At 41.2% G+C, this 12062-nt stretch carries 5 protein-coding genes; 1 reads left to right on the top strand and 4 read right to left on the bottom strand.

Features of this window, described 5'->3' with window-relative positions:
* Nucleotides 1-27: 27 nt before the first annotated feature.
* From hpsA to htpG, 3 genes are all read right to left on the bottom strand, one after another.
* Nucleotides 28-5472, bottom strand: coding sequence for a hormogonium polysaccharide biosynthesis protein HpsA (gene hpsA, locus C7B70_RS03395; protein WP_233220814.1), 5445 nt, complete (start codon nucleotides 5470-5472; stop codon nucleotides 28-30).
* A gap of 567 nt (nucleotides 5473-6039) precedes the next feature.
* On the bottom strand, nucleotides 6040-6276 hold the full coding sequence (gene rpmB / locus C7B70_RS03390; protein ID WP_106367667.1) for a 50S ribosomal protein L28: 237 nt from the start codon (nucleotides 6274-6276) through the stop codon (nucleotides 6040-6042).
* Nucleotides 6277-6381: 105 nt separating this feature from the next.
* Nucleotides 6382-8355 carry a molecular chaperone HtpG gene (gene htpG, locus C7B70_RS03385; protein WP_106367666.1) on the bottom strand — a complete coding sequence of 658 codons (1974 nt, stop codon included), beginning with the start codon at nucleotides 8353-8355 and terminating at the stop codon, nucleotides 6382-6384.
* 664 nt (nucleotides 8356-9019) lie between these two features.
* On the opposite strand from htpG, the gene C7B70_RS03380 reads away from it, so the two are divergent.
* Nucleotides 9020-9811 carry a WecB/TagA/CpsF family glycosyltransferase gene (locus C7B70_RS03380; RefSeq protein ID WP_106367665.1) on the top strand — a complete coding sequence of 264 codons (792 nt, stop codon included), beginning with the start codon at nucleotides 9020-9022 and terminating at the stop codon, nucleotides 9809-9811.
* A 90-nt stretch (nucleotides 9812-9901) separates the two neighbouring features.
* Here C7B70_RS03380 and C7B70_RS03375 read toward each other — a convergent pair whose 3' ends face one another.
* The gene (locus tag C7B70_RS03375; protein WP_106367664.1) at nucleotides 9902-12040 is read right to left on the bottom strand and encodes a sialidase family protein; all 2139 of its coding nucleotides are present in this window, start codon (nucleotides 12038-12040) and stop codon (nucleotides 9902-9904) included.
* Nucleotides 12041-12062: the final 22 nt, after the last annotated feature.

Genomic DNA, 12062 nt, shown 5'->3' with positions numbered 1-12062 from the left:
AGTGGCTGTAGAATTTGAGGCTGGGCATTAGTCGTTGTAAGCATTGAGGGCTGGACAATTTGCAGGACGTTGATCGCCAATAGCAGCAGTGTAATTACTTGCACTACCTTGAGCCGCGCAAAGCAGATTTTGCACCCAAGGATCGCCTTGTCCTACTTGCCTAAAGAACTCGTCAGGGGCAATATTACTTTGCTGAGTAAATCTTTGGGCAAAAAGGTCTGGAGGCTGAGTTAGCAGTGCTACATCGAAACCCCATTGACGAGTAGGCGCAGTGTAGAAAGTTAGAGTGCTACCACCACCTGCTTGAGGGTAGAGAGTTTGGGAGTAGTTAAAAATGCTGAGGCTTCCATTATTGGAACCAACAATGGGTGCAGCGCCCGTACTTCTAATTGGTGAGAAGGAACCTGTCGCATAGGCACTCTTTTTCAACTGAATAAAGCTACCTTTGATATTAACTGTTGTGTTACTCCACCTTTCCATAAAGCGGACAAAGTTATGCAAACCCGCAGATTCTTCAGCAGGACGACTAGGACTATTTCCTGTTACAAGCGCCGCATTAAAAGTTGTCTCTCCAGATGGTGCTTGTATCCAATCTGCCTGGATACTGCCAGTAGTAGTATTCAAATTAGTGGCAGGAGTTCCCCCTGGAGAATGAACTTGCAATACTGGTGTTAAAGCTGGTTGATCGGTAGTAGTAATTGCTGTAATGTTGATACCCGTAGTGCCGTATTGTGAAGTAGGAATATTTGATACTCCTAATATTCGTCCTTGTATATTTGTATTTGCTCCTATTTTACCCGCACCTTTGCCAACAAAATTGCCTAATAATTGATGTCCGGGAGCGCTAACATTGTTAAAATCTAGCGAACCATTTATTGCCCAAAATATATTATTTGGATTCACTCCATTAAGTACAAGAGTTACTCCAGCGCCGCAACCACTACCATTGTCATTGTTGCAATTGCTTCCAAAAGATAAATTACTGCTTGCTTGTAAAACAAATATGGCATTTTGATCGGTGGAGTTGAGTGTTATGGTTGTACCGTTATTAAGTGAATTGGGGAGTGAGATAACATTTAAGTTGCCAGTTGCATTTACTGTCCCACTAGTAGAAGGCAAACTTGTAGTAGGGGTTAAGTCTAGTAGACCAACTGCGCCTCCTACTCCAAGAAAGTCATTAATTGCATCAGCAGTAGTTGATGGGCAATTAGTACCGGCAAAAGGTGTAGCAGGTTCGTATTGTTGTGAGCCAGGTTGATTTCCATTGCCAATACACACCGTGTAATCAGATCCGCCTTGATTGCCGGCGGGTAAATTAAGACTATTACTAGGTGGTATTCCTGGAATATCAGGTGTTTCTGGCAAAATTAATTTCGTAGTAGCATCATCATAGTAAAGCGGCTTGTTATCAGCATATACTCTGTCGTCTGCGGTACAGCCTAAGCCAGCAGGAATGTTATTAGACCTACAAAAAGGTCTGCCGTTAGTATTGTTAGTTGTTCTAAACCACAAACCATTATCTGCTACTCGCGGGACATTAGTGCCACTGTTATAAGCAAAGTCCGCAACTTGACCACTGCTATTTATACCTATAGGAATAGGGGTAATTTGACCTGCATTAGGAGCGGTCCAATCGGTAAGCTCAAGCATATTACTATCGTTTTTTCGTTTAAAAGCAACGCGACGAGCATAGCGGCGATCTGTTGCTTGCAGAGCAGGTTTAGCCGTAGTACCCGCAACAAGTTGACTAGCGACAGCAGACGCTGGCAAATTTCGGGCTTTTATATCTTGTTCCGTTGTTAAAATAACGCCGTTGTTGTCTGCATCATACCCAACTACCCAATCGCCTGGTTGACATTCCGAGACGGGTATTTTGCGGCAAATTTCCATTACATACTCAGGAAAATCAGTTCTTCTCTGGACTGGGGTTACCCCATTTGTTAAGTAAGAACTAACATAACTATTAGTTGTCTTACCGGAAGGAAAAGGGTTATTTGCAGTATTAGCTGTATTCCACCACAATGCACTTATGGCAAAACTGTTTTCAAAGAAACCGTTTTTCAGACGATTTGCAATGGTTGAGAAACCTGCGTTGTTATTAAGGTCGTAGTCGCCTAAGTCGCGGAAACCATCGAGAAAACCTGTTGACATCAGTGATGTAGCGTCAGAAATAATGGTAGCAGGTCGCCATTGATCACCTTCAGTACCGCAACCTGGTTGATTTATCCGACAGGCAAAGTTTGTATTAAGAGTTGCAGCAGTACGACTGTAAAAATTGCTCCAAGTGTCATCCAAGGTTGCTGTAAATTCTTCCCGTAATGCACCGCCTCCTGGTTTTTGATGCAGGTTAAAATTACCTTTGATATATACAGGTAAGTTAGTAACTAAAATCAGTCCTTTTTCTTCTGCTCTAAAGTTATTGTCTCGTGCTAAGTTACTGCCGTTAATTAGCCTGATACCGTTAGGACGACGAGTAGGATCGAGTTTGAAATCCGTAGGGCTTAGTAATTCTTTTTGTGAGGTAGTATTACTTAAGTCAAGTAGTGCATCCTCGCGAGTTGCATAAATAATGCCGCTATTTGGCAGCATATACTCTTGGTTAGGTGTACCACCAATGGTTTTAGTTCTCAGCAGGTTCATGTCAATGTCCGTTACCCGAATTTCTAGGGGTTGACGTTGCTCTAGTTGCAAGTTGTAGTTGCCGTCAGCACCAGTTGCATCTAGTTCTGTAGGACTGACGGGTTCAATAAAAAGGTTACCTGATGAGTCAAGACCAGGTTTTCTATCTAGCGCTTTAGCTTGTCTGGCATCAAGAAAAGAAGATTCTTTAATTGCTCCATGAGCAATTGGCGGCGTTGCACTAGGAAGAAACCCAGTGTCAGTAAGGATTCTAATGCCACAAATTGCTGTATCGATCGCTGAATTATCTGCTAAAGAGCGCGTACCTGAAGCATCAATTTTTATGAGAGCCTTTCTCAATGGGTCATTTACAATTCGTCCATTGGGGAAAACTAGCCTTGCTTGTCGGTTTAGTTGACTGCGGTAAGTTCCTACCGCCGTAACTCTAGTAGCATCCGTTGCATAAGGAGCGGGGTAAACAATACCATTATTTGACCTACCAGCATTCAAGGCAGTAGTTACAGCAGGCAGCGCCGCTAAATCGGGCAAACCTACAGTATTCCTTGATGTCACACTATTAGTTGGATCGTAGTAACTGCTAATACAGGCTGTAGGAGTGCGATTAATGTAATTAGTGTCGGTGTAGGAAGTGTCTTTGTAATGATAAATTGCCGTAGCTCTCATTTGCAGATCGCCTTTTCTAGTTTCTCCCGCTCCACCAGTCATCGGCATCATGTCAGTCCACGTAACTATATTGTCATTTCCAGTAGTGATAGAAGCGGTAATAAATTTGCTAATAGGATTAGTTACACCTACGCCTGGATCTAACTGAGGTCTTCTCAAGAAAGAATAGGTAGCGCGTGAGTAATTGGGAGTTCCTACTGTAGTAGAACCATCATCATCAACATAAATGCCTGCTCCTGTCACTACCCGCAAACCACCGACATTGGATGTAGTAGTTGCTGGTGTTTGCGCCGCCGTATCTTCCCAAAAACCTGTACGATCTGATATTCCCAAATCAGGGAGTGCTATTACTTGAGTAGTCCGAAAGCGGGGTTTGTCTGCCGGATTGTTCCAAAAAATTGTACTACCAAGAAACTGGCGTTCAAAGGGCCCAGTAACAAACTTACCTAAAGTATTTTTCCAGTATGCAGGAAGGTTGTTACCTACATTAATGCGATCGCCTAACAACACCTCTTTGCCAAGTTCTTTTTGCTTGTCTGGATCGGTTTGCTCTAGTTGAGTGGCACTTAAAGTAAGTCCCGTATTGGCATCCGTTGGCTCTCGCCATGCAGTAGGTGGCTCAATTGTCCCCGTAGCAAAAACGTTTGTGGTAGTGAATGTACCGATTGCATTAGTGTCAGGAGTGGCAACTTCTGCATAGGGAACTCGGCGAGTACGATCTTTTAGGTATACTTCTATTACATCTTCTAAAACTTGTAGCGTATCTAAACTAGGGTTTGCAGTAACTTTGGCGCTAAAACTTGATTTAACTTCTTTGTCTGGATATCGAGTTACAGCATTAACGCTTGCTATGGTTGGGGGATTAGTTGTGGAGTAAGAAAGTGCTGTCCGCTTCATTAAAGCAATACGGTTGTTGTAAGCAGTATCGTTGTAACCTACGGCTGCGCCGCCCGTACTGGTTGTAGATTTATTGCTACCGTCAATTACTTTACCAGTTATAGGATCATTGCCAGAGCCATTATACAAATCAACATTTACTGATGTTTGGTTTGTTGTATCGTTAATATTTCCCGTACCTACATTCCCTCCTACATTTATTTTGGCGTTTTCTTCTTTGTAATAACAGGAATTTTTACTGCTAACTTGAAACAGCCTAATTGCTCCACCATGTCCGCCAATTAGTAAGTTTGCGTTAGTAAACACCCTGCCATTTAAACGAAAAGCGGGGCCGGGACTAAGCTCTAAATCATCTTGAAATAAAACCGCGTTGTTGTTGAGAGGAATCTGGCTGCGGTCTTGCTGATACTCTAGAGCCGTAAATCCTTTATTTCCTTTATATGGCTCATAACTAGGAGGGTTAGTAATTGGAGGGTTAGTAATTGGTACTGTAGCAGTGTATACATAAAAACTTTTAGTCAATTTACTGCCTATTTTGTACCAACTCGAATCTCCCACTAAATTAGCAGTAGTGCCAGTTGCATTATTGCATTGACTGCCGAGGTATCCGCCCGACATGGGTGGTGTTCGGGCTTCTAAAGGATTTCTTTGCCTATTAAATTTACCATTCGCATCACGAGTAGGGCTGCGGAAGTAAATGCCATATAGAGTGTAGCTGTCAAACAATCCATTATTATCTGTATCAATTGGATATTTCCAAGCGGTGTTGATAGTTTCGTCACCTTCTAGAGTTGTTGCTGGCTGTTTCTGGATGCCAGCAGTACCATTAAATTCATTAACAAGCTTTAAGCGTGTCTCATCACCGAAAGTGTATCTATCACTTGTACTACTTTTTTTAATTGCAATATCTAAAGCGATATCTGATGGGGTTGTCCTAGGCAATGTAGGATCTCTAAAAAGGGCATCTAGTTTTGCTTTAGCTCGATCTAACGCTGGAGTTGCCGCATTTAGCACTACCTGATTGACCCTAACATTACTAGCATTTTTAGAGCGGTCAAAAGCTCTCACTACCAGCGCCACAGACAGCAGTACAACTACTAGCGATACCATTGCTACGGTAGGCAGTACAAAGCCTGCCTCCAAATTGGGGCTACCTCTAACAAGCAAGCTACGTAACAGCCATTGAATCTGCTGCTTAAGGTTAATTTTAGATAACTGCTCAATTTGTTTAAGTATATTTTGTTTAGCTTTATCTTGCTTGTTGATAGACATAACGACTTTTGGGTTAATAGGAATTTGTACAAGTAATAAATAAAAAGTGCTGAGATGATTTGCGGTAAAGCCTTAATTTTTAATAAAGTTGCGTGTTGTTATAAAATTTTATACTTTCGTAAATATAATAAATTGAGCTTCTAATTACTTTTTTTAGCAGTTAAAACCTGTATTAGATATGGGATAAATACCAGTTTTATTATATTGACTGGTACGCTCTTATGCGTGTTATTACTGACAACACAAATTTTTTCTCTGAAAACACGTGTTTTTTAAGGAGCAGCTAAATTTTGCAATTAAGAAACAATTATGAAAATTTTAAAGATGTTTTAGATGGTGTTTTCTGTAATGCCACAATAGGAGATCCCCCAGCCCCCCTTGAAAAAGGGGGGAGAATATTTAATAACTTGCTTAAAAAGAGAAATTTGCAGGAAATCTGAATGATTGGCTACTAACAAAAAACTTTTAAAATATCTACTGGGGTTATCTTACCCAAAACTCATCGCAAAAATAACTTACAAAAGCTAATGGTGAAACAAAGAGGAGTATCGCACCATTAGCTCTAACCTAATAATGATTGAGGTTGATTCCGGCTTCTTTTGCCATTGCGGCTATACCTCGGCTGTTTAAGGTTTTAATGGCTTTGGTAGAAATCTTGAGCCTTACCCAACGATTTCCTTGACTCCACCAAATGCGTTTCCACTGCAAGTTTGATTCTTGGAGTTTTTTGGTGCGGCGGTGAGAGTGAGAAATAGCAAAGGCGTTATTGGCTTTTTTGCCTGTCAACTGACATATACGAGACATAATAGCTGTTAATTTTTAACTAAGGTGCAGTTTCTTATTGTATCGGTACTTAGGGGTAATGGCGATCGCACTTCTCAATTAAATGCGATCGCCCATCATCGCAAGTTAGCTACTTGCAGCGCGTTCGGTAAGGCGTGTTAGCACCTGGTTAGAACGTTCAACAAAAGCATTCATTCCTTCAGCATCGAAGCCTTTCTGAGCCATCAGTGCAAGGTCGTAGACGTGATTGCAGAGCAGGTTTGCAAGTTCGGCTGTAGGGGAAGTTCCAGCACCAATTGCGATCGCGCCAGAGTTGAGATTGACCAAGTTTTGAATTAGGGGATGAGTTGTATTGACTAGCAAAATATGCTCCTCTGGAAATTGAGGGGTTTGTTGCTGCATCATGGCGCTCATGTCTTGCATCCGCCGCATAAATTCGGGTACTAAAACAATTGCAGGTGGTGTTCCTTGAGGATTATCGGACTTTATAGCCTCGGTGCGGATGGTAACTTTAGGTTTATTGATAGCTTGCTCAAATATCTCCTTAATTACCTCGCTGCGGGTTTTGTTAGTTTTGGGATCGACAATTTCCGCAGGTTTGTCTTGTTCTAAAAGGCTTTCGTCTAAGTCGGAATCTACACGCGAAAATTTGACGCTAGAGTATTCTTGCTCCAAAAAGGCGATAAAGTGCGTGTCAATAAAGGAGTCCATAAACAGGACTTCTAAACCTTGGCTTTTGTGCAGTTCTATATACGTTGCTTGCGTAGCTTCGTTGGTGCAGTAAAAGACGCGGTTTTCGTGACGCTCTTTGTTGCGTTCTAAGTATTCTTTGATTGTGGTGTATTGAGGAGTGTTTGCATCAGTTTCGGGCGTTGACACCTCTTGCCAAGCATCATCTTCGCTACCTTGCACTTGAACACTGGGGGTTGTTTCGGCGGCTACGGCTTTGGTAGTACGGTAGATGAGGATATCTTCTACTTGCTTTTTAAACTTCTCATCGTTGAGAGCGCCAAACTTGGCAAAAGTACCGATATCTTGCCAGCTTTTGATGTATTCTGAGCGGTTGTCGCGGTACAATTCTTTGAGTCTGTCGCCGACTTTACGCGCAATGTAGTCTGCTATTTTTTTGACAGTGCGATCGCTTTGCAAGGCGCTACGAGATACATTAAGTGGGATATCTACGCTGTCAATTACTCCGCGCATAGGTAGCAAAAAGTTAGGAACGATTTCTTCGCAATGGTCGCTGACAAAGACTTGATTGCAAAATAGTTTAATTTGCCCCTTCGTAACGTCTACATCTGGTACTAATTTGGGAAAGTAGAGAATGCCGTTAAGCAAAAAAGGATAATCGGTATTGAGATGCACCCACAATAACGGTTCTTCTTGAAAAGGATATAAGTAGCGGTAAAACTCTAAGTATTCTTCTTTGGTTAGGCTACTAGGAGAATCGCGCCAGGGTGCTTTTTGACGGTTAATTACTTCGCCGTCTAATTTGATGGGTACGGGGAGAAAATCGCAGTAAGTTTTAACTAACTGGCGGATACGAGCAACTTCTGCATACTCGCTTTCTTCTTCCTGCAATGTCAGAGTTATAGTTGTACCGCGTTTAGTGCGGCTAGATTCCTCTAAACGAAATTCTGGAGAACCGTCACAACTCCAACGAATGGCTTGAGCGCCTTCTTGATAAGAAAGGCTATCAATTTCAACTTTTTGCGCCACCATAAACGACGAGTAAAAGCCTAGTCCAAAGTGGCCGATAATTGGCTGGTCAGATTTGCCTGCGTACTTTTGGATAAATTCTTCGGCGCTAGAAAAAGCTACTTGATTGATATATTTTTTTACTTCTTCGGCGGTCATTCCAATGCCGTTGTCAGTTATAGACAAAGTTTTTTGCTCTTTGTCTACAGCAATAACGATTTCAGGTTCGCCAGCATCGCCGCTATATTCTCCCGCACGAGATACCATTTTTAGCTTTTCGGTGGCATCTACGGCGTTGGAAACAAGCTCTCGTAAGAAAATCTCATGGTCTGAATAGAGAGATTTTTTGATGATGGGAAAAATATTTTCAGTATGAATACTGATTGTGCCTTGTTCCAGCATGAGGTTTTAGATGCAGTGATTACTTATTTAAGATTTTAATGGCTGTGGAAGCGCGATCGCTCGTCTAAAAATATCAACATCTTACCTAATAGGTATTTCCTTTTTACAAAAGCAGAGGCAAGGTAAAAATAGTTACTACGGTTCTGCTTACTCGCGTCAAATAATTCTCTGTAAAATTATACATGACTCGGTTTAAGCAATTAAGTAACAATAATTCGTCAATATGCCAAAAATTCGCCTTAATTTGCAAGTTTGGCAATGTCTGTGGCGACTTTAGACAACGTTAAATAATGACTATATATTTACTTAGTAACACCTCTTGTCATTTTAATTACCAAATGTTAGCATTTAAACATACGTACATTTATTAGTCACGAGTCTAAAAACATACTTATGTGTTTGTAAAAGTTGTTACTTAACGACAGAAATATTTGAAATATTCTCGGATATTTAATTAATGAAAATATTTCTATATTTATGATCTATGTCTGTTGATATGATGTAATACTATCTTGATAAAAAATTTTGACACAAACAATGTAATTTTTATTACCTAATTCTAGGACAATAAAAAAACTGGTGTTTGCTCTAAGTCAAAAGCGATCGCGGTTTTTAGGGAAAAATTAACATTTTTAAAAGCTAATAAAGTTTGAACCCCAAAATTATGGACAAAGTAAATCTATTAAGTGTTTCTATTGATAATCTGTTATTAACGGAACTACTCGCTCAGCTAACACAGGGGGTTGTGTTTACTCCAAATGTAGATCATTTGGTTAAATTGCAAAATGATAAAGATTTTATTGAAGCGTATAAAACCGCAGATTATAGATTGTGTGACAGTAAAATCATATGTTATGCAGCAAGCTTCTTAGGTACACCAGTAAAAGAAAAAATATCTGGTTCGGATTTATTTCCAGCGTTTTATAGCTATCACAAAGAAAACGCAGCAGTAAAGATATTTTTGCTAGGGGCGAATACAGGAATTGCTAAAATAGCCCAAGAAAAAATCAATACTAAAGTAGGTAGAGAAATAATTATTGCGGCTCATTCCCCATCTTATGGGTTTGAGAAAAAGCAACAAGAATGCGAACAAATAATTAATATTATCAATAATTCTGGAGCGACAGTATTAGCAATGGGAGTAGGTTCGCCTAAGCAAGAAATATGGATAGCTAAGTACAAAGAGCAGATGCCAAATATAAAAATATTTTTAGCAATTGGCGCGACTATTGATTTTGAGGCAGGAAAAATCAAAAGATGTCCCAAGTGGATAAGTAACCTAGGCGTAGAATGGCTGTATAGACTGCTGCTTGAGCCAAAAAGACTATGGAAAAGGTACTTGGTAGACGATCTACCATTTTTGTGGTTAGTTTTGCAGCAGAAATTCAATTTGTACCGAACGCCAACTCGCGAAAAAAACGTTGACGAGTTAGTAGCGGCTCAACAAATAGAATGAGTAATGATGGCAGAAGGCGATCGCTATCATACCAATATTACTAACATCTCATCATTATAAAAATTAGTCAATTGCTAGCAAATCACCAGCTTAGGGAGTACCGTAGTATACACCTCGCCCATTAGTACCGATAAACACCAAACCAAAGGTCTGTCTGCTAGCTTCCATAACATTAGGCTGATTCCCAATCAATTTTTGGGAATTGCCAACACTAGCCCAAGTTTTGCCATAGTCAAGAGAGCGGAAAATTCCTTCCCCTAATCCAGTAATTTTACCGTACACATACAAAGCAGAAATATTACTATCATTAGGCGGCTTACCAAAAGCAAATAAATAAGCGGTTTCGACCCCAGCAATTTTACTAAAAGACGCACCACCGTCGGGGGAGCGGTGCAGACCATTACCGTTTAAACTCAGCCAAACCTCACCTTTGACCCCTGGAAGGGTTTTAATCATCGACCAACTCTCGCTATTGAGCGTAGAATTGACGATATTGAAAGTAGCGCCACCGTCGATACTACGATAGGCTTTGCCATTGCTGTAATAGTAAAAAGTATTGCCATCAACTTTATCTGCAACTAGAGGCTGTCCCCAATACCAAGCGCCCCCAGGGCCTTGGGGCAAACCGGAAACCGAACTCCAAGTGCTTCCCCCGTCAGTAGTCCGAATTGGCTGTCCATTACTGATGCTGACAACAAATAGCTTAGGGTTGGTTGCAGACATAGCTACGCGCAAGGGCATTATATTAGCAGGAAAGGAGGGAAACTGCTTCCAAGTCAGTCCGCCATCGGTAGAAGTTGCGCCTGTAAAAATATTGCTCCATCTATGACCGCCAACGCGCACCATTTGTAAAGGATTGTTCTCCCCATAGGCGATGCTATAGGTATCTTGAAACCAAGCGCCAGTACGGGTAAAGTCTTTTGAGGGGTAGGTGTCTAAGCCATTATTATGATTAAACCCATCCACATCTGCCATGCCACTGACTAACGCCGAGCCTTGAGGAGGAGTAGCCAAAGCAAAGCTGACTAATTCTTCGTGTCCTTTTTCATAATTAGTCCAAACCGTAGGATTGGTATCAATGTTTGAAGTTTGCCATATACCATACCAATCAGTTAACCAAACTTTTCCTGGTACTTGGGGATCGAATTCAATAGCGGAAGTTGCCGACCCAAAATACCAGTCGTACCACCAAGACACTTGATGATTCAAAGTTGGGGTCTTTGATTGCCAGGTATTTCCACCATCATTTGATTGAAATATTCGATTAGCATCATCGTGCTTATCGTACTGATCGTAAGCGATAAGTAGGCGGTCGGGATTATTAGGGTCTACCGTTAAGCTGCTAAAAGCGGCTTTGGCATTAGTGGGAGTAATCGTCGTCCAGACATCATTTTTATATTTACTAACTCCTGCGGCATGGGTGACATACATTACGCTATTGCTGGCAATAACTAAACGATTTACTTGAGTGGGGCTACCGGAGATTTTGCTCCAAGTAAGTCCTGTGTCTTTAGAAAGATATAAGCCGTCACCGTGAGCATTGGCATACATTAAACCTGCTGTTTTGCCAAAAGCAACTGAGGAAATCCCAATATTATTTGTAGATTTGCCGGGAAACGCTGTAACTTGCGCCCATGTAACCCCCTGATCCAAGGACTGCCACAGACCATTAGTGCGTGAGCCAAAAAAGATATTTTTAGAATTAGAGGGATTGACAACCAGTCTTGCGCCTAACCAGCGTTTATCTTCGTTGCTACCCATAGGGAGGTTGATATTTAACTTCGTCCAGTTTTGTCCGCGATCGCTAGATTTGAAAATTGTCCCTAATCCACTCCAACTAGCGGTATATTTGCCTGCGGCAATATAAACAATATTTGCATTATTGGGATCGATGGCTAAAGCTTCGCCACCATAGTAGTTACTGTCTTTGCGAGATAAACGCTCGTTTAGAGCAATCCATGTTTTGTTAAGGGCATCCCAACGATAAAAGCCACCAATATCGGTTCTAATATAAGCTAGGTCTTTTTGCAGTGGGTGGAGATAAACCCCAGTTACATAACCACCGCCACCAATAGCAACATTTTTCCAGCGATAATTTGTAGATAAATTGCTAGGAGCGGGAGTAGTCGCCGTGCAGCTTAGTAAAGAAATTGACAGCGTAGTTGCGATCGCTACCATACCAATGTAGCTTGTCTTTTTTAGTGGTTGCCAAAAACGCGAGATATTCATATAAATAATTAGTTTTGCGCAT

Source organism: Chlorogloea sp. CCALA 695, from assembly GCF_003003885.1.
Lineage (GTDB): Bacteria > Cyanobacteriota > Cyanobacteriia > Cyanobacteriales > Chroococcidiopsidaceae > Aliterella.
Note: the sequence above shows the minus strand (reverse complement) of the source record. Positions and strands in the feature narration are given on the sequence as shown.

What these genes read in the sequence shown, in the direction of transcription:
- hpsA (WP_233220814.1), bottom strand. Translation starts at nt 5,472, where the DNA reads ATGTCTATCAACAAGCAAGATAAAGCTAAACAAAATATACTTAAACAA.
- rpmB (WP_106367667.1), bottom strand. Translation starts at nt 6,276, where the DNA reads ATGTCTCGTATATGTCAGTTGACAGGCAAAAAAGCCAATAACGCCTTT.
- htpG (WP_106367666.1), bottom strand. Translation starts at nt 8,355, where the DNA reads ATGCTGGAACAAGGCACAATCAGTATTCATACTGAAAATATTTTTCCC.
- C7B70_RS03380 (WP_106367665.1), top strand. Translation starts at nt 9,020, where the DNA reads ATGGACAAAGTAAATCTATTAAGTGTTTCTATTGATAATCTGTTATTA.
- C7B70_RS03375 (WP_106367664.1), bottom strand. Translation starts at nt 12,040, where the DNA reads ATGAATATCTCGCGTTTTTGGCAACCACTAAAAAAGACAAGCTACATT.